Origin of the sequence: Lactiplantibacillus garii (genome assembly GCF_003885105.1) — a bacterium.
In the GTDB taxonomy this organism is placed as follows: domain Bacteria; phylum Bacillota; class Bacilli; order Lactobacillales; family Lactobacillaceae; genus Lactiplantibacillus; species Lactiplantibacillus garii.
Genome location: NZ_QWZQ01000050.1, coordinates 1 through 17930 on the forward strand (window position 1 = coordinate 1; position 17930 = coordinate 17930).

The window sequence follows — 17930 nt, forward strand, 5'->3', positions numbered from 1 at the left end:
TTTAATGTTGTACTAAAATTTATTTGCTAGCGAATTGACTTCGCAAATGTTTTGCTCTTGAATCAAGTTCAAGAGACCCTACACATTTGATTCGTCGAAACTTTGTTCAGTTTTCAAAGGTCTAATTTGTTAAGTTGATTAGCTCAACACAACTGTTTTATAATATCATCTCAATTTCAAGCTGTCAACAACTTTTTTTAATAAGCTGAATAACTATGCATAACGTGAAACGTCAATAACTCATCTAATCAACTCGTCATCACAAAATCCATTAACCGGTTCGCAACAACAAGATATATCTTAGCATGACGTTCAAACCATGTCAATAGCTTTTTGAATTAATTGAATAATTATACATAACCGTTCAATCAATTGAAGATGATACTAATCGTTGCCGGCAAGCTGTTTAATAGCTCTTCCGCAGCGACAAGATACATCTTATCAAGTATTAGTATGCAGGTCAAGTATTTATTTCAATTATTTTGAAAAATCTTCCATCGGTGAAGTTTGACCCACGTTGACACTCTCAAAAAGATGGTGCAACTGGCTCGCAGGTACAAATGCCAACCCGCGTTTTTCAAACAACTGCTCCACCCGTTCGTCAATTGCCAAGTGGTCAAATACAAATACCGCAACCTTCTCACCACTAATCTCGGCAATAATTGAATCGTATAACCGTAACTGGTCAACGTCAATGCCAACGTTGTGACGCAGTTCCCACAAAACCGATGCAAGCGGTGATTGGTTTTCACGAACAGCGAGATGGTAAAAATAATAGCCCCCCCGTTGATCACGACTAACTAAAAAACTTGTCCCGCGTGAATCATTCTTAATAATGGTACCGGCAACTTGTTTTTTCACTGTGTTGGCTCCTTCGCGTCTAATCGGTGTAAAGAATCATTGATCCACCCGTCAAGGTGATTAGCAATTGGTTCGAAGCCGGCGTGCACGTGCCGGTTTGTCCAGAAATGTTTATGGCGAAACGTTTTGTAAATTTCTAAGTCGTTGGTTGTATGCCGCGGCCGATTTTCAACACACCGCAGGGATAAACTAATTTTGCCCGTGTATTCATCAATGTCTAAAATGACCACGTCAACCGTCTGTCCCACTTTTAGGTAATCAGCAACACTTTTCACGTACCCCTCGTGGCATTCTGAAATGTGAATCAAGCCTTGATGTTCCGCATCCAGCGTTACAAACGCACCGTACGGTTGAATACCGGTTACCCGCCCGTGAACTTGCATGCCAATTCGATAGTTACTCATTTAAGCGACTCCTTTCCATTGATTGTTTGACGTTCTTCAATAATCATTTGTAATTATAACCTGAGACCAACAAATTTCAAAATTCTAAGTAAAAGAAAAGGAACCCCAACTTCCCGGGTTCCTGAACTGAACTTAATTAATCTTCAATCGTAATGGTTTCGATAACAACGTCCTTAACTGGTTTGTCCTGCATTCCGGTCTTAGTTGTTGCAATCTTATCAACGATATCCATGCCGTCACTGACCGCACCGAAAACGGTATGGCGAAAATCTAACCACGGCGTCCCCCCGTTACCATAAGCGGTAACGATCTCTTCAGGGTAACCGGCTTGCTTCATTTGATCAGCCATCCCAGCATCCAATTGCGGCTTCTGAACAATGAAGAACTGACTACCGTTAGTATTGGGACCGGCATTAGCCATTGATAACGCTCCCCGTAAGTTAAAAACTTCTGGTGAAAATTCGTCTTCGAACTGCTTGCCCCAAAGACTCTCGCCACCCATCCCGGTACCAGTTGGATCGCCACCTTGGATCATAAAATCAGGAATTACACGGTGAAAAATAATCCCGTCGTAGTAGCCCTTCTTTGCTAAACCAACGAAGTTCTCCACGCTTTTTGGCGCCTGTTTAGGGAATAACTGAACATGAATATCACCAAAGTTGGTCTTAATCGTTGCCTTTGGTCCTTCGACCTGCGATAAATCTAATTGTGGATAAGCCACAAAATCACCCGTTTTCTTCATAGAATATCTCGATAATACAAGAGAATGCATTCAAATACCAGTAATTTGTAAGGTTTTAGTTGCGATTCGGTGTCAACCATAGTATTCACTGACATTATCTGGTATTCTATATCAGAACAATTTTACATTACTTGGAGGTAACCATGAGTTTTCTAATTGATTTCGTGTTGCACATTGATCAGCACTTAGTCACCATTGTTAATAGTTTTGGTATTTGGACTTACCTAATCCTGTTTGCCATCATTTTTATTGAAACTGGGGCCGTTATTCTGCCCTTCTTACCGGGTGATTCGTTACTCTTTGCGGCTTGTGCTTTAGCAGCGAACCCGACGTACGGCTTACACATTTGGTCATTTGTGATCCTCTTTCTCGTAGCGGCACTCGCGGGTGACTCGTTAAACTTCTTAATTGGTCATTCGCTGGGTGAACGTCTGACTCAAACGTCCTGGTTTGGAAAGCTCATCAATCAAAAACAGCTCGCAAAATCTGAAAAATTCTTTAAGAAACACGGCGGAATCACCGTCACCATCGCGCGGTTCATGCCTATTATCCGGACCTTCGTCCCGTTCGTGGCAGCAAGTAGCCGCATGGAATACCGGCAGTTCATTCGTTACAACGTCATTGGCTGTGTTCTCTGGGTCGTCCTCTGTTGTGGCGGTGGTTACTTCTTTGGTAACATTCCGTTTGTTAAAGAACACTTCTCAATGGTCGTCATCGGAATTATCCTCGTTTCCTTAATTCCGGCCGTCTTTTCTGCGCTTAAAGCCCGCTTTGGCAAAACCCCAGCGGGAGATGAAGACTAAATAAACAACCAAAAAGTGGCTCACCTTCAACTTGGTGAGCCACTTTTTTTAATCTAAGTCTCTTAGTGCGCACTTGCCTACTGATAAGAAGTAAGCAAACGACCACTCAATGATGACAAACGCCAACACAAAGCACTGTAAAAAGAACGTATCCGGTAGAACCAAGATAATTCGATCATAGAGTGGGTCAAAGAGCCAGTCAGAATTGCGAAATAATACTTCGTGGAAAAAAACGAAAAACTGGTCAAAGTTAACCGCCATGATTACAGCAACTAACGGGGGCACCCAGAGTGCTGCTTGCATCGGTAAAACGAAACGCCACAGTTGTTGCTGGCGCTTTAACCGCCGGTAGAAATAATAAACGATCACACTGGTGACGATAAAGACACCGTAATCCAGCATGAACAGGTTCTTAACGTCGGCAAAGTGCCGGAGCGCCCCGATTGAATCCGTAAAATCGTTCATGGCTAGTTTAGGCACCCACGGAAAGTTAAGGTACGCCAAGAGTTGGTAATAGTTGGTCATTAAACGACCGAGTGATAAATTGACACTCGGTCCCAATTTCTGACTAACCGCGTTAACAAAATACAACCAACTCGCATTAATCGTTAAAATAATGGTTCCACTGACCAACCAAAGGTACAGACTGAGCCACTGGCCCCAATTTTTAAGCTTATTTAGCCACACCATTGTCCAAATCCCATTCATCGAGCGAATTGATCTCGTTCGTTGGTTTAATTGTTTGCTTAGCAACTAGTTCGGGGGTCGACACCCCGGTGTAAACTAATAACGAATCAATGCCAAAATTAATTGCCGCCGAAATATCCGTCATGTAGTTGTCACCGACCATAACACAGTCGTGCTTGTCCAGTCCGATGCGGTCAACCGCCTTCTGCATAATAATCGTTTCCGGCTTGCCAACGTAAGTCGCCCGTTGCTGCGTCGCCCGTTCAACCATCGCAATAACGGAACCGGCCCCCGGAACGAGTCCCCGTTCATTGGGTAAGTTCGTATCCGCGTTAGTTCCAATGAACTTGGCGCCGCGCTTAATTGCCAGCGTTGCCATTTCAAACTTATGGTAGGTGGCATCGTAGTCCAAACCAACAATCACAAAACGCGGGTCCTTTTCATTAAACGTAAAGCCCTTTTCAAGCATCGCGCCCTTCAAACCCAGCTCACCAATGACGTACATCGTTTTCTCGCCATCACCGGCCAAATCATCTACATAATCGGCGGTCGCCAAAGCCGCGGTATACACGTTAGCCGGGCTAACGTGGATATCGTGGTTATGAGCTAAATTATCCGCCACGTCTTCGGGGGACTTCGTCGTGTTATTAGTAACCAACAAAAAGTCCGTCTGACTGGCTTGCAAGCGTTCAATAAAGCGCTTGGCTGCCGGAATCCGTTCACGCCCCCGGTACACCGTTCCGTCTAAATCAATCAAATATCCCTTATACTTTCCCAATCAAAATACCTCTCTCTACTTCTGTCGAATTGTAAAATGCCGTTTACCACTGGACTGCTTCGTTGTCCGGGCCTGTTTGCCACTGCCGGCCGTAACCTTCGCCGGCGTCCGTTTCTTTTCAGTGAACGGCGCGGCCTTCTGCTTGGTCGTAAAGCTCTTCGCCTTGCGTCGCTGTTTACTGCGACTACTACTGCGATTACTACGACCGCGCGACTGGTTACCACCATTATGGTTAGCGTTATTACCACGTTTGTGACGCCGTTCATCCTTGCGTGGGTGACTGGTTCGTTTCGGCTTGATCACCCGTTCATTTTTTAGAATGAAGTAGGCGCACCCGAAGTTACAGTACTCATACAAGTAATCCTGGACCGCCCCAATCGTTTGCGCCCGTTGCACGTCCTTCATATCATCGCGGAAAAAGCCCTTTAAACGGAGTTGTTCGAAGCCCCAGTCACCAACGATGTAATCGTACTTATTTAAAATCGGACTAAAGCGTTCCACAAATTTATCTAAATCAAACCCCTGCCGATAGTCGTAGACGAGCTCAAAGGGGTGTTTATTAACTTCAATGTGGGTCTTGTCGGTCCGTAAACCGTGGTAGAGATTCCGTCGCCGTTCAGCTTGTTGTTCGGCAAGTTCATCAATGTGATCGCGATTCACACGGACACCACCTTTCTTATGATATTGGCCATTCAGCAGCTAAGTAGTCGCCGACGACCGTCCGTAAAAATTGTTTAAACAAAATTTCAGTTTGACCGCTAATGTTTAACGTCGGAAAAAACGGAATGAACAAATGGTGATCTAATAACGCAATCTGATACGTTCGTTTAAAGTCCACCAACTCACCATTAACTAGTAACTGGTGCCGTTCGGGTTGCCATTTAAGGCCCTGATATTGAATGTAACCAAAAACTTGACCCCGAAAGCCCATCCCGCGAATCTGGTACTTATTCAAAAACGGCCGCACGAGTTCCATTTCGTAAACTAGCCGCCAGAGGTCTTGCCCCGTTAAGGTGACTCGAATCACGTGCATGGCGTGGGGCAGCATGGTATGCAAATCGTTCAAATTAACTGGCCCAGCTGGTAAGTCCCGCATAAACAGGCCCCCGTTGAGCATGCCTAAGTCCGTACCAGCATAACTGGTAATGGCGGCAAGTCCCAGGGCCGTTAATTTGCTGGCATGGTGCCAGTGGGGATTCAACTGTTCGGGCGAACGGGCAACCACCCGTTCAGCTAAGAGTTGTTCCCCCCGATGCTGCCAATGATCAATCTCGTGCTGATCAGTCGCCGTTACCGGTAAAGTGGCGGTGGCAACCGTTCCCGCCTCAGCCTTAATGACGCGGTGGTGTTGATCAATTGCTAATTTAATTTGACCAACATACTCACCATATTTGCCGGCGGCGGCCAACAAGACCCCGTGATCGTGCTCCCCGTTGACCAGCAAATGGTGGGTGTGACTCCCGATAATCACGTCAATCGACGGAAAATGCTTGGCTAACCAGCGGTCCACGTTGATCCCTAAATGGGACAAGATCACCAGCACGTCGTACTGACCAGCAAATTGTTGCAACAATTCGGGCAGCCGTTTTTTTACGCTGGCGGGCGTCCAACCATTGAGTGGATAAGTCAACGTAAACGGTGCGGTAAATGCCAATAAGAGAACCCGGGTCCCAGCCTTAGTTGTAATCACTTTACCCGGTAACGCCCAATCCGGCAACGCCCCCGTCTGAGTATCAGTCAAATTACCCAACACCACGTCAAAATTGGCTCCACGGTACAACTTGTTCAGTTCTTCATGGGTCAGTCCCAGCCCTTCATTATTCCCAATCGTAACGGCGTTGTAGCCGATTTGGTTAAGCAGATCCACGTTGGCCCGTCCCCGGGTCACTTCCGATAACGGGTGCGCGCGGTCAACCGCGTCACCAAGGTCGACCGTGATCACGGGTTGGCCGGCGGTCCGTTGCCGTGCTTGCTGCGCTAATAAATAGCGCCGAATCCGTGGCCAGTTTTCAAAGTGCGAGTGGATATCATTCGTATGCAAAATGGTAATGTCTTCACCCATGTCCGTCGCCTCTCATTAATTATCTTCGTTAATCCTAAAGCATTCCACCAAACCGGTCAAGCGGCCTTACTGGCGTTTAGCGAAATCAATCGCCTTGCCATTCACCATTTGTTCAATTTCATCTAGTGAGAACGGGGCCCCGAACGGAACTGGGTGGTCAATATAGTCTTTTTCGGGCGTATCCACGCCCACGTTGATGTTTTCCTTCACGTTGACCGCGTAATGGTGAATATGCCCGTGCAAATTAATGATCTGCTTAACGATTCCCATCATCATCGGGTAATGCGTCATATAATATTGCCGGTGGTCATACTTAATCAACACCCCAACATCATGAAATTCAAATTTAGGATGACCATTCAGTTGGGGGTCGTGCGCGGCTAAATATTTAAAAAACGCCCGTGAATCGTGGTTTCCCTTAATAAACACGATTTTACCGTGTAACTGGGCCAGGATAGCAAGTACCCGTTCATAGGATAATTTCGGTGGTCGGGTAAAGTACAGTGCCACGTCACCGAGGTGATAAACCGTATCGTTATCGGTCACCCGGGCGTTCCAATGATCAACAATGGTTTGATTCATGGTTTCAACGTCCGGAAACGGCCGCGGTGCAAAGTCGTTATCTCCCAGTAGATCAGCGTGGTAAAAATGCGTATCGGATGTAAAGTATTGCATAGTTCAACCTCGATTATCTAAATTCAAGCTCCCTACAATTGTACCGCTTGCGCCCTGAAAAGACACTGTCATGATCCGAAACAAAAACGGCAACCACAATGGGCTGCCGTTTAGTTTATTCGTCTTCTTTAATTTCTTCTACTTTACTGTGAACGCGGTCACCAACCGATTTAGCTACGTATAACGCGCCAATCCAAATTAGCGCTGCAATCAACGCAATCAGCGTCTCCGACTTCAGGCATAGCACCACCGCGATGAACGCGAGAAAAACTAAGATGAAGTAATCGGATAACGGGTAGAGTGGCATCCGGAATTTCGTCGCTACGTGGGTCCCAGCCTGCTTACGGTACTTAATGTGCGCCAAAACAATGGCGCCCCAGATAAAGATGAAACAAGTCGTTGAGACGCTCGCAATCAGGGAGAACACCTTCCCCGGCATCAGTAAATTCAGGATTACGGCTAAGCCGATAACTAAGGTCGATACCCAGAGGGCGTTGCGGGGAACTTGTCGCGTAGAGAGGGTCCCCATCCGCTTAGCAAACTTTGACTTTCCACCGTAGTTCAGTGAGAACAGCATCCGCCCGGTACTGAACAACGCGCTGTTACAACTAGACGCCGCCGCGGTTAAGACCACGAAATTGATAATGGCCGCCGCGGAACGAATGCCCAAGTTAGTAAACACCTGGACGAACGGGCTATGGGCCGCTGAAAAGTATTGCCACGGGTACATCGCCATTAGGAAGAACAACGAACCCACGTAAAACAAAATAATTCGTAACGGAATATCGTTAATGGCTTTAGGAATCACGGTCTTAGGATCCGCAGTTTCGGAAGCGGTCATCCCCACCATTTCAATCCCAATAAAACTGAACAATACCATTTGAAAGGACAATACTAAGCCCTTAATTCCGTGGGGCATAAAGCCACCGTAATTAACTAAGTTGCTAAGGCTGGCGTGACCAACTGGTGTTTTCACACTGAACAACACCATGCCTACACCGACCGCAATTAACGCAATGATGGCCGCAATTTTAATGATTGCAAACCAAAACTCGGTTTCCCCAAACGCTGAGACGTTAATCGAATTCAAACCTAACAGTAAAATCAAGATGACTAAACCGGGCAGCCACTGTGGTAACTTAGGCCACCAAAACTGCATGTATTCACCAGCAGCGGTAATCTCCGCCATGGCGATGGTGATCCAGCACACCCAGTAAGTCCAACCGGCAACGAATCCGGCCCGTTCACCTAAGTATTGCTTAATAAAGTCAATGTACGAATGCGTATTTAAATCAGATAATAATAATTCACCGAGTGCCCGCATCAGTAAGAAACAGACTAATCCGGTGATTAAATACGCAATTAAAATGGACGGACCAGCTAAGTGGATGGATTGACCGGCACCTAAGAATAAGCCGGTCCCAATCGTCCCGCCAATGGCAATCAACTGCACGTGGCGGCTCTTTAGGCCGCGAGAAAGTTGGGTCTTCTCGGGCTGTGAACTTTCTTTCTTCATATCAGCACTCCCCTTGAACCGTATTATACCGGGGATTTTTATCCCGTTCAAAAGGGTGCGCTCGGTGATTTTTCAATATTGGTCTAGGCCAAAACTGATTAATAAGATAAACCGGTTGGGTCCGTAAGCGTTTGCCTATGACGTTCCACCGGGCTTTTACGCGCCTACGTTCCTTGGTGAACTAACGAACGCTTTAACATGAATTAAGTGAATCAATCACACACATTGTTGAACAAATTTCACCTTACAATCTAAAAATGAGCCGTGCACCGCACGACCCACCCGTTCACATTAAGCTTGTGGATGACCTACTCGTTCAACATCACGAGCAATCATCAATTCTTCATCCGTTGGAATCAGGATCACCCGAATTTTGGCATCCGGCGTGCTGAGGTCCCGCTCAACGCCGCTAACCTGGTTCTTATGAGGATCGATTTCAACTCCAAAATAGGACAACTTATCCGCAATACGCTGCCGCATCTTGGCATCCCGCTCACCGATTCCCGCCGTAATCACTAACGCATCGGCACCTTGCAGTTCTGCCAAGTAAGCCCCAACGTACTTTACGATCCGGTTGACAAAAATATCGATGGCTAACTGCGCCCGTTCGTCATGGTCGCACCGCTGTTCCAGTTCGGCCATGTCCGCGGAACCAGCAATCCCCAGTAATCCGGACTTAGTATTCAGAATTTTCAACATTTCGTCCGGATCCTGAATACGCAGCTTTTTCATCAAAAACGCCATTAGTGACGGATCTAAGTCACCCGAACGCGTTGCCATCGTAATCCCGGCTAACGGCGTAAAACCCATCGACGTGTCTAAACTACGGCCGTTTTTAATTGCCGTGATTGAACTACCGGCACCAAGGTGTAGCGTGATCAGTTTTAACTCATCAAGGGGTCGCCCTAATAACTTGGCAGCCCGGCCCGCAACGTAGCGGTGACTCGTTCCGTGGGCACCAAACTTACGGGCACCGTACTTTTCGTAATACTGGTATGGTAGCGAATATAAATAGTTGACCGCCGGCATGCTTGCATGAAACGACGTGTCGAAGACCGCCACCGCGGGAACGTTCGGCAACACTTTCTTAAACGCCCGAATTCCGATGGCGTTAGCCGGATTATGCAACGGTGCGTATTCCGACAACGCCTCAATTTGTTGTAACACCTTGTCCGTGATCAAGACGGAATCATGAAAAAGTTCACCACCAGCTACGACCCGGTGCCCCACTCCGGTAATTTCATCGTAGCGTTCAATGATGTGTAACTTAATCAGTTCATCCAAGATGATGTTGACCGCGGCCAAGTGGTCCGGCACGGTTTCCGTTTCCTGATACTTATGATCCAGACCGTAACGGATGTGTACCGGGGAGGTCGCCAACCCGATTCGTTCAATAGCGCCACTCGCAATCACCCGTTCTTGCGGCATCTCAAACAACTTAAACTTTAACGTTGAACTGCCAGCGTTAATTGCAATCGTTTTCCCCACGTTGAACCACTCCTAACGAATAATGTTTTGACCGACCCATTCATCAATCTGTGCCGTAAAGACTTCAAACGCCCGCTTATCTTCAAAGGACGGAAATTCGCCCAGCAGCACTTTACCAGCCTGTTGCGCCTTGGCGCCGTGTTTTTGTAACACCACGACCGACTTCCGGGACTTATCGTCTAAGAACAAGTTCTTCGGCAAGTTCAACAGGCCTTGCAAATAAGCGGCCGAACTCATCCATTTGAGTAAGCCCTGCGCTTCCTGTGATTGAAAAATATTGGTTGGCACTAAAAAGACACCCCAACCACCGGGAACGAGCTGCGACATCGCCTGTTCCATCATCAAGTGGTGGACGTACGAATGGCCATTTGTAGCGCTGGTCTCGTAGTTTTTGACCCGTTCGTCTAACGGGTAGTAACCAACGGGTAGATCCCCGATGGCTACCAAGGTCTTGGGCATCAACAATGGGTCTAGCGCGTCCTGATGGAATAGTTCAACCGGGGATTGTTGCAAATCCATGCTCATCCCCGCAATGGCTAACTGGTTATCATCATTATCCACCCCGTAACCCTTGATCGGCGTTTGCCGCTCCGGTTGCAGTTGATTAATGACCGTTGTGAGTAAGTTCCCCGTCCCCACGGCAATGTCTAAAATTGATAACTCGTCGACGGGGCCGACTAACTTAGCAATCAAATAGGCCGTTAATAAGCCAATTGAATCCGGCGTCATTTGGTGATTAGGATCCACCCGGTCGTTATGAATGGCCTTAAGCAGGGCCAACTGAATGGCACGGCGAATCGTCTCCGCGTCAAACTGCTGCAAATTAACGGATTGATACAACCGTTGTAACGTGGCAACGTGCTGTTCATCGGGTTGCCCATCCTCCACGTGCACGGACTGGCTCAATAAGTTATCGCCAGTTTCAATCAACGCGTCAACGTAGGAAACTGATAATTGTTGCATTAAAATAGTTACTGATTGGTCTAAGACTTTAAAAAGCGTCTCAGTTTCTGCTTGTGCCAGAATGCTCACCTCTTCGAAAAAACTTAAATCCTGTTACATCTTAACGATTTTAAAAGGTGAGTTCAAGCACCGGGCCCGTCAAAGCGCGTAAAATTTAGTCATTTCTCATTGGTTAACGCCCATTTGCTTAACAACTTAGCCGCCTTGGAAGACGACTGGATTTTCAACTTTGTGCGGTTATGCACATCACTACCCACCGCATCGACCGTTTGCTCCGGGTGTTCGAACGATTGAATAATCAAGCGGTACATGCTTTGCCGTTCCACAAAATTAGCGTAACGCTGAGCTTCAAACGCCCCGCCAATGATCAACAAACTAATGACTGATAGCAGCATGGTTCCCAATCGCGGTTTCATCCGTAACCTCTCCTTTATCGGGAATTAATAGTTTGGCCGTAAACCGCTCTCCCCGTTCAGTTTCCACCGACAGATTATGGTGAACGTCACAGTGAAATGATTTGACATGGTGCATTAAAGTTAAGTTAAAATGATTTCCTTTTTTAAAAAATATCAACTGTTTTGCACCATTCTTAAACTGCAAATAATAGTTATCTTTTGGCCCTGGCACATCAACCGGCATCCTCTTTTCAAATGTAATCCTCTTTAAAGTGTTAATATCAGTCACTTGCAACGCGTGGTCGGGATTTTCAAGCTCACGCAACATCAGGTACCACTCCAGCGTGGGTAGATCAACTTGTGGCCGCCGCAATAGGTTGGTCCGTCCCTGAAAAAAGAATGACCCAATTATCAGTAGGGTGCTCAGCGAAATAACCACTTCAATTAATGTAAACCCCCGGACTTTAGTCATGAATGATTTCGAGGTGGGCGCGTTCATACCGTTGGCGAGCAATCTTTATCCGCGTCATCATTTGGCGTTCACGTCGTTGCATCATGATCTCCATTCCTTCAAAACTAATCAAGCCCCCCAATAAAATCATCAGCGTTACCACCGTTTCAAGCATAATAAACCCCTTATCAGTTCTATTCCGTATCAACTTGGTATTCCCCCCACCCCATCAACACACGAAATTTTTGCTTCTGGTGCGGTCGTAATTGCGACCGAAAAATGACCGTTGCGGGCTGGGGATGACCATTTTTATAAATTGGAATTGTCTCCTTACCCTGAATCGTCATTGTCTTCGGTAATGGCAATCTTGTCGTCCGGCTTGCATGCTGTTTTTGGTTAGTCACAAACACTACTTCGCGCCAAAAAGGTGAAAAATTAACCACTTGCTGGATACCCGTCGTACTCGCAATCAAAGCTTGTTCTTTCCACAAGATATCCAGCCGCTGCCAAAACATTTTCTCATCGTTTAGCTGACGCTGACGAGTTGGAAACCGCTCGACACCAATCACCAATAAGGTTCCAAGTAACCCGAGAACGACCACCGTTTCAATCAGCGTAAACCCTAAGCGGCCGTTATTTCGACGCTGCATGTGAGTCTACCGGTTTGATTTGTTTCGTACTGGCCCGGCTATACTGATTACTATTTAAATAGGCCCCATCCCGCAACTTTTCAAGTGTAACGTCATTAATCGGGTTACCCGTATCGTTAGCGTACATTTCCGCTTGATTATGAACCACTTGTTTCAAGGCCGCGTCGGAACGTTGCGAAGCCGTTTTGCGTTGATCATTTAGGTTAGGGATGACGATCAGCATCAGTAATGCAATGATGGCCAACACGACCACCATTTCCAAAAGCGTGAACCCCCGCTGTGGTGCCGCGGACTTCTTTAACAGTCGTTTTAATCGGTTCATTTTAAAAGTTCCCCCATTGAATTGTACATTGGCAACAAAATATTTAAATAAGTTCCGATGATCACTAAGGCAATCACTAAAAACATCGCCGGCTGGATCCAACTGATCAACCGGTTCAGTTTGCGGATCAACCGCTCGTATTGAACGGTCGCAAAGTAAACCAATTCCTGACTCAGCTGTTCGGTCGGACTTTCCTTACTGACTAACAGTGCCAGTTCGTCGGGTAACAGGACGTCTGCTCGAATCGTGCTCGCTAAGGAATGACCGGCTAACAAACTCCGTTCAATAAACACGCCCTGTTGCTGTAATAACGAATCCGCACGAAAGCGGTGGCTGACCTCACAAATCGCCCGGATACCTAACCCACCGGAGAGCAGCATCCCCGCGTTTAACGTTAAGTAATAACCAGTGTAGGTCTTAATCAGCGGTCCCACTAACGGCCAGCGTGCTAGCCACCGGTAACGGGTCCGAACGGGTAGCCGCTTTAATTGAACGATCGTAATCACCATTCCTAACCCAATGACGGTACAACCGCTCCCAATAATCAAGCGCCAAGATACCGCCTGCGCCGGTGCGCTGGTTAAACCGCTAAAATTTGGTAAGACCGCGGTTTTAACCATGATCAAGGTTCCCATTAATAAAACTAGTAATAAACACGGGTATTGTAACAACCGGCGAATTTGTTGCGCCTGGTTGGAGCGAGTTCGCATTAACTGTCCCGCCTGAATCAGGGTCGTGGTTAATTGACCGTGCATTTCCGCAATTAACAATTGGTAATACAAGTCGACCGCAATGAAGGGCGCGAGTGCCGCGGCCAAGCTATCACCAGCCGCTAACGCCGATAAGACCGGTCGTAACGGTTTAAACGCGGGCCCCTGGACATCCACGATAAAACGCATGGCCGAACGCAGTGAGAAGCCGTTTTGTAATAAATCGGCCAACGTTTCAAATAACGTGGCTTGGACGGTTGGTTTTAACCGGTTACGCTTCCTTAAGCTGATGGGCCGTGTCAGCACCGAGACGCCCCGCTGCAAATTGTTCATCGATCAACTGCCCCCATTTGTGCGTCATTAAATTAGTGGTCGATTGCGTGAGCTGACTGCCGACCGTTACAATATCAAACAACGTGGCCAGGCTGCCATCCGTTACGGGAACTAACCGCTGATACGTTGCCGCAGTGAGGGCTTGGGTCAGCGTCGCGGGTGCCACCCCTAACTGTGCCAATCGCGGAACGATTCCGTAAACCCCGCGCGCGTGCAGGGTACTTAAGACCAGGTGCCCACTCAGTGCTGCTTGAATGGCAATCTGAGCCGTTTCCGCATCCCGAATTTCACCAATGATAAAAACGTCCGGATGGTGTCGCAAGCCCACTTTCAGCAAATCCGGGTAGGCCATTTGCGCCGCGGGATTAACTTGTAATTGTAAAAAAGTGGGTTCATATATTTCAACCGGGTCTTCAATCGTCATGACCATTTTCGTCGTGCGTAATTCGCGTACTAAATCGTACATCGTTGACGTTTTACCCGATCCCATCGGTCCGGAAAATAAAATCAGGCCCGCACGGTGTAATAACCCCGCGAGTTGTTCCCGTTGTGGTGGGATCAAGTATTGAAAAGTCGCTGAATTTATTTCGTACAGTAGTCGGATGACTAATGATTCCCGGTCTAAAAAATCCCCAACGGCAGAAATACGTAAATTTAACGGTTGTTGATCCACCGTCAGGGTCATCGCGCCCAATTGCGGTCGCCGGTGATCACTAATGGCCATGTTACTGCGATATTTGACGTGGTTGATCAATTGTTGTGCGGTGGTTACGCTGACTCGCATCAAGGGTTTTAACGTCCCCGCGGCCTGCAATAAAATTTGATAGCCACCCTCAGCCGGTAACCAGTAAACGTCACTCGCCCGCTGTGCCACGGCCGCCTGAATAATTCGTTGCAACTGTTTTTCAATCGACAATTGTGCTTCACGCTCCTTTCACTTTCTAGTTGCGCAAATTAGCCGTTGTTTGTGCGAAAAAAAACGACTCCATCCGCAGATTGAGTCGTTGTCTTATGGTCACCATTCAATTAAATTCGTTCCGCCGCGTCAATTTCCGCCTTAGTTGGAATTGACGGTTGTGCCCCTAAATGCTGAACGGCTAACGACGAGGCCCGGTTGGCCCAGCGAACCGCTTCGGCTAAGTTGCTAAAGTCAGGGGTCAAAACGGCGCTCAACGCGCCAATAAACGTGTCGCCAGCCGCGGTCGTATCCACCGCGTGGACTTTATACGCCGGAACAAAACCGTGTTCCGGCCCCCGCATCCAGAAGGCCCCCTTACTGCCAACCGTAATGATAACGTTCTGAACACCCAAGGCCTGAAGTTTTTCAGCGCCCTGCACCATCGAATATTCGTCCGTCACGGCAACTCCAGTCAAAGTTTCCGTCTCAGTTTCGTTGGGAATAATTAAGTCAGTAACGGCTAATAATTCCCGTGGGACCGTCTTGGTCGCCGGGGCCGGGTTTAAAATAGTCCGTTTTCCCGCCGCGTGGGCTAATTCAAATCCCCGGACCGTGGCAGCTACCGGAGTCTCAAATTGTGCAACTAGAAAATCACTATCGACAATCGCTTCTTGGGCCGCTTCAACGTCGGTCGGCGACACTTGCTGATTAGTCCCACCATCGATTAAAATGCGATTTTCACTACTATTATCCAATAAAATAAACGCTGAACCAGTGTTGGCCGCGTCACTGTGCAAAACGTAGCGGTCGTCCACGCCACTAGCCGTCAGTTGGTGGGTCATAAACTCACCCTCCTGATCTTGACCGACTTTTCCAATAAACGTCGTTTGGGCTCCCGCGCGGGCCGCGGCGATGGCCTGGTTAGCGCCCTTACCGCCTCCAGCAATACTTTTACCAGCTAACGGTAACGTTTCACCCGGTTTGGGGAACCGTTTAAAGCGTAAAATCGTATCCACATTTAAACTACCTAGTACGGTTACTTTATTCATATCATTTCGTCCCTTCAGCGCTTTAACTGGTCTTATTTTAGCAAACCCGTGCCGTCCACGCACCCGTTTTACAGTGAATGATGCTTAATATTTTCTGGAATAAAAAAAGCGGAAATTATCTAACCACTAAATGGTTAAATAATCCCCGCTAACGTAACTAGTCTTCGTCTGGGTAATTAGCAGCTTCGTATACTTCTGATACGTCGTCGTTATCTTCCAGTTCGTCGATCATGTGACGTAATTTTTCAACTTTATCAGCTGGAACATCCGTTAAGTTTTCAGGAATCATGGTCAATTCAGCCGTTTCCAACTTATAACCCTTTTCCGTCAAAGCGTCGCGAACTTCAGCAAGTTGCTTGGCATCGGTGTAGATTTCAAAAGCTTCGTCGCTTGATTGTAAATCATCACCACCGGCATCTAAAACGTCCATCAACATCGTGTCTTCATCCGTGTCTAAATCTTCACGGTTGATCACGATGTAACCTTTACGGTCAAACATGTAGCTAACCGCACCAGTTGCGGCTAACGCACCACCGTGATGAGTGAACGCTGAACGAACGGCTGCGGCCGTCCGATTCTTGTTATCAGTCAATGCGTGAACCAGAACGGCGATACCACCAGGGCCGTAACCTTCGTAGGTAACTTCTTCGTAGTTTTCCGCACCGGAGCCACTACCTTTATCAACCGCCCGTTTAATATTGTCCTTAGGCATGTTGGCAGCTTTGGCCTTATCCATTACTAACCGTAATCCCGCGTTAGAATCTGGATCAGGACCCCCGGCTTTAACAGCCATATAAAGTTCACGGGAGATCTTTTGGAAAATCTTCCCACGTTTAGCATCTTGGGCGTTCTTCCGTCCTTGAATGTTATGCCATTTTGAATGTCCTGACATGTGTGACTCCTTCTTTCATTATTTATTCGATTTATGATTAAACATACGCTAAGTATAATAACAAAAAAAAGGCGCAATTTCAAGGTCTAGACCCGCTTCACGACGCCCCGCTGCATTCTCCAAAACTAAAACTTGGCCGTGCCAAAGTAACGTTATATCAACAAATGTTAGTTACTAGTCTCAATTTCGTCTGCAAGTATATAAAGTCCTTAAAACTTTATCTGTTTTAGGTAATATAAGTAACATTAAATCAATCGAATCTAATCGCTTCGTCTGTCCTTAGTCTCAGTTAGTAACTCTATCAATCATTATTTATAGAAGACCACAACGCTACTAACTACTGTCAACTAGATCTTAAGCTTTCAAGCCGTAGTCTCTAGTTCGTCTCTGTTTTAAAAAAATCAGGCTAATCTCGACTAATCATGCCTAATTGTCTCATGATACAAAAAAGACGTTCAACCCTTACAGTCGCAACATCTTCAAACTACTACTTAGAATATGAAAGAGGCTTCAGGTCACACTTGGAATGTCCTGACATAATGTGACTCCTCCTCTCATTGTTTATTCGATTTATGATTAACCATACGCCAAGTATAAAAAAGCGAGCGATTTCAGGGTCTAGCCCCAGTGTCGCCCACTTGAAACAAGCTTTTATTTTGATGGGCATAACTTAGTAGCCATCACATTTCGCCAGTAAATCAATTACTTAGTTTCAATCTTATATAAAAGTACAGTCATGATGTATTTACTCCGTGCTACCTGGCAACAAGATCCGTAACAACCCAAGCTTATTTATAGGCTGACAGACTCATACCATAATGCATCAAATTATTACGAGACTTTAAAGATTTAATAGTAGCAGTTCTAAATCCCTTGATTGCTTTAGCTTTAGGCTTTTCAGCTTTATCCATGTTCACCGCACTTTTGACAATCTTCCTGTTAATTCGTGTTTCGTTTGATTTAAGTTGATAAATTTTGGGAATCATATAACTGTTTTTGCCAGTTCTTATTAATCTGATCGTACCTTTTCCTTTTACAAAACCTTTACCATTACCCTTTACACCCTTCGTAGTGAGCTTGAGAGCCATCGTATTTCCCTTAACAGTTTGCTTAGTAATTTTATAGTCATGAACTTGTGACCAGTTCATTAAAGAGTCAATAATACGAAGTTTGTTAGGTTTATACTGTTCAAGAATGATGCCTAGCCCCATTCCTTCATTTTTGTAAACCACATTTTTCTTACTTTTAAGG

General features: G+C 46.5%; 22 protein-coding genes. 1 reads left to right on the forward strand and 21 read right to left on the reverse strand.

Annotated elements, in window-relative coordinates; all coding sequences use genetic code 11:
* Positions 1–477: 477 nt before the first annotated feature.
* The 3 genes from D1831_RS12045 to D1831_RS12055 all read right to left on the reverse strand — a co-directional run bounded on the left by D1831_RS12045 (position 478) and on the right by D1831_RS12055 (position 1986).
* Positions 478–861, reverse strand: coding sequence for a hypothetical protein (locus D1831_RS12045; protein WP_125073144.1), 384 nt, complete (start codon positions 859–861; stop codon positions 478–480).
* On the reverse strand, positions 858–1265 hold the full coding sequence (locus D1831_RS12050) for a CvfD/Ygs/GSP13 family RNA-binding post-transcriptional regulator (protein WP_125073145.1): 408 nt from the start codon (positions 1263–1265) through the stop codon (positions 858–860). Before D1831_RS12050 ends, D1831_RS12045 begins: the two co-directional genes overlap by 4 nt.
* Before the next feature lie 136 nt (positions 1266–1401).
* Positions 1402–1986 (reverse strand): peptidylprolyl isomerase, encoded by a 585-nt coding sequence (locus D1831_RS12055; RefSeq protein WP_125073162.1) that lies wholly within the window; start codon positions 1984–1986, stop codon positions 1402–1404.
* Positions 1987–2150: 164 nt separating this feature from the next.
* Between D1831_RS12055 and D1831_RS12060 the strand changes: the two genes are divergently transcribed.
* Positions 2151–2810, forward strand: coding sequence for a VTT domain-containing protein (locus D1831_RS12060; RefSeq protein WP_125073146.1), 660 nt, complete (start codon positions 2151–2153; stop codon positions 2808–2810).
* A gap of 48 nt (positions 2811–2858) precedes the next feature.
* On the opposite strand, the gene D1831_RS12065 is transcribed toward D1831_RS12060, so the two are convergent.
* The 18 genes from D1831_RS12065 to D1831_RS14425 form a co-directional block, all read right to left on the reverse strand.
* On the reverse strand, positions 2859–3500 hold the full coding sequence (locus D1831_RS12065; RefSeq protein WP_125073147.1) for a TIGR01906 family membrane protein: 642 nt from the start codon (positions 3498–3500) through the stop codon (positions 2859–2861).
* The gene (locus D1831_RS12070; RefSeq protein ID WP_125073148.1) at positions 3484–4275 is read right to left on the reverse strand and encodes a TIGR01457 family HAD-type hydrolase; all 792 of its coding nucleotides are present in this window, start codon (positions 4273–4275) and stop codon (positions 3484–3486) included. Before D1831_RS12070 ends, D1831_RS12065 begins: the two co-directional genes overlap by 17 nt.
* A 15-nt stretch (positions 4276–4290) precedes the next feature.
* A complete protein-coding gene (locus tag D1831_RS12075; protein ID WP_125073149.1) occupies positions 4291–4935 on the reverse strand; it encodes a YutD family protein in 645 nt (214 codons plus the stop codon).
* Between the two features lie 16 nt (positions 4936–4951).
* Positions 4952–6337: a bifunctional metallophosphatase/5'-nucleotidase gene (locus D1831_RS12080; protein ID WP_125073150.1), complete on the reverse strand. Its 1386-nt coding sequence runs from the start codon at positions 6335–6337 to the stop codon at positions 4952–4954.
* Positions 6338–6403: 66 nt separating this feature from the next.
* Positions 6404–7012 carry a metallophosphoesterase family protein gene (locus D1831_RS12085; protein ID WP_125073151.1) on the reverse strand — a complete coding sequence of 203 codons (609 nt, stop codon included), beginning with the start codon at positions 7010–7012 and terminating at the stop codon, positions 6404–6406.
* 115 nt (positions 7013–7127) lie between these two features.
* A complete protein-coding gene (locus D1831_RS12090) occupies positions 7128–8528 on the reverse strand; it encodes an amino acid permease (protein WP_125073152.1) in 1401 nt (466 codons plus the stop codon).
* Between the two features lie 291 nt (positions 8529–8819).
* Positions 8820–10016 (reverse strand): acetate/propionate family kinase, encoded by a 1197-nt coding sequence (locus D1831_RS12095; protein WP_125073153.1) that lies wholly within the window; start codon positions 10014–10016, stop codon positions 8820–8822.
* A 12-nt stretch (positions 10017–10028) separates the two neighbouring features.
* Positions 10029–11039 (reverse strand): class I SAM-dependent methyltransferase, encoded by a 1011-nt coding sequence (locus tag D1831_RS12100; protein WP_125073163.1) that lies wholly within the window; start codon positions 11037–11039, stop codon positions 10029–10031.
* 98 nt (positions 11040–11137) lie between these two features.
* Positions 11138–11395: a hypothetical protein gene (locus tag D1831_RS12105; RefSeq protein WP_125073154.1), complete on the reverse strand. Its 258-nt coding sequence runs from the start codon at positions 11393–11395 to the stop codon at positions 11138–11140.
* Entirely contained in the window at positions 11355–11702 is a 348-nt protein-coding gene (locus D1831_RS12110) for a hypothetical protein (protein WP_225422882.1), read from the reverse strand. The genes D1831_RS12105 and D1831_RS12110 overlap by 41 nt, the downstream gene beginning before the upstream one ends.
* A gap of 136 nt (positions 11703–11838) precedes the next feature.
* Positions 11839–12000, reverse strand: a complete 162-nt coding sequence (locus D1831_RS12115; RefSeq protein WP_125073164.1) for a histidine kinase — start codon at positions 11998–12000, stop codon at positions 11839–11841.
* 19 nt (positions 12001–12019) lie between these two features.
* A complete protein-coding gene (locus tag D1831_RS12120) occupies positions 12020–12475 on the reverse strand; it encodes a prepilin-type N-terminal cleavage/methylation domain-containing protein (RefSeq protein ID WP_125073156.1) in 456 nt (151 codons plus the stop codon).
* A complete protein-coding gene (gene comGC / locus D1831_RS12125) occupies positions 12459–12797 on the reverse strand; it encodes a competence type IV pilus major pilin ComGC (RefSeq protein ID WP_125073157.1) in 339 nt (112 codons plus the stop codon). The genes D1831_RS12120 and comGC overlap by 17 nt, the downstream gene beginning before the upstream one ends.
* The gene (locus D1831_RS12130) at positions 12794–13840 is read right to left on the reverse strand and encodes a type II secretion system F family protein (RefSeq protein WP_125073158.1); all 1047 of its coding nucleotides are present in this window, start codon (positions 13838–13840) and stop codon (positions 12794–12796) included. The genes comGC and D1831_RS12130 overlap by 4 nt, the downstream gene beginning before the upstream one ends.
* Positions 13779–14756, reverse strand: coding sequence for a competence type IV pilus ATPase ComGA (gene comGA, locus D1831_RS12135; protein ID WP_125073159.1), 978 nt, complete (start codon positions 14754–14756; stop codon positions 13779–13781). The genes D1831_RS12130 and comGA overlap by 62 nt, the downstream gene beginning before the upstream one ends.
* 110 nt (positions 14757–14866) lie before the next feature.
* Complete coding sequence (gene rbsK / locus D1831_RS12140) at positions 14867–15787, reverse strand: ribokinase (RefSeq protein ID WP_125073160.1); 921 nt, start codon at positions 15785–15787, stop codon at positions 14867–14869.
* Positions 15788–15944: 157 nt separating this feature from the next.
* Complete coding sequence (locus D1831_RS12145) at positions 15945–16679, reverse strand: YebC/PmpR family DNA-binding transcriptional regulator (RefSeq protein WP_125073161.1); 735 nt, start codon at positions 16677–16679, stop codon at positions 15945–15947.
* 788 nt (positions 16680–17467) lie between these two features.
* On the reverse strand, positions 17468–17930 hold a 463-nt coding region (locus tag D1831_RS14425), incomplete at its 5' end, for a hypothetical protein (RefSeq protein WP_158610670.1).

What these genes read in the sequence shown, in the direction of transcription:
- D1831_RS12050 (WP_125073145.1), bottom strand. Translation starts at nt 1,265, where the DNA reads ATGAGTAACTATCGAATTGGCATGCAAGTTCACGGGCGGGTAACCGGT.
- D1831_RS12060 (WP_125073146.1), top strand. Translation starts at nt 2,151, where the DNA reads ATGAGTTTTCTAATTGATTTCGTGTTGCACATTGATCAGCACTTAGTC.
- D1831_RS12065 (WP_125073147.1), bottom strand. Translation starts at nt 3,500, where the DNA reads ATGGTGTGGCTAAATAAGCTTAAAAATTGGGGCCAGTGGCTCAGTCTG.
- D1831_RS12080 (WP_125073150.1), bottom strand. Translation starts at nt 6,337, where the DNA reads ATGGGTGAAGACATTACCATTTTGCATACGAATGATATCCACTCGCAC.
- D1831_RS12085 (WP_125073151.1), bottom strand. Translation starts at nt 7,012, where the DNA reads ATGCAATACTTTACATCCGATACGCATTTTTACCACGCTGATCTACTG.
- D1831_RS12090 (WP_125073152.1), bottom strand. Translation starts at nt 8,528, where the DNA reads ATGAAGAAAGAAAGTTCACAGCCCGAGAAGACCCAACTTTCTCGCGGC.
- D1831_RS12105 (WP_125073154.1), bottom strand. Translation starts at nt 11,395, where the DNA reads ATGAAACCGCGATTGGGAACCATGCTGCTATCAGTCATTAGTTTGTTG.
- D1831_RS12110 (WP_225422882.1), bottom strand. Translation starts at nt 11,702, where the DNA reads ATGTTGCGTGAGCTTGAAAATCCCGACCACGCGTTGCAAGTGACTGAT.
- D1831_RS12115 (WP_125073164.1), bottom strand. Translation starts at nt 12,000, where the DNA reads ATGCTTGAAACGGTGGTAACGCTGATGATTTTATTGGGGGGCTTGATT.
- D1831_RS12120 (WP_125073156.1), bottom strand. Translation starts at nt 12,475, where the DNA reads ATGCAGCGTCGAAATAACGGCCGCTTAGGGTTTACGCTGATTGAAACG.
- comGC (WP_125073157.1), bottom strand. Translation starts at nt 12,797, where the DNA reads ATGAACCGATTAAAACGACTGTTAAAGAAGTCCGCGGCACCACAGCGG.
- D1831_RS12130 (WP_125073158.1), bottom strand. Translation starts at nt 13,840, where the DNA reads ATGAACAATTTGCAGCGGGGCGTCTCGGTGCTGACACGGCCCATCAGC.
- rbsK (WP_125073160.1), bottom strand. Translation starts at nt 15,787, where the DNA reads ATGAATAAAGTAACCGTACTAGGTAGTTTAAATGTGGATACGATTTTA.
- D1831_RS12145 (WP_125073161.1), bottom strand. Translation starts at nt 16,679, where the DNA reads ATGTCAGGACATTCAAAATGGCATAACATTCAAGGACGGAAGAACGCC.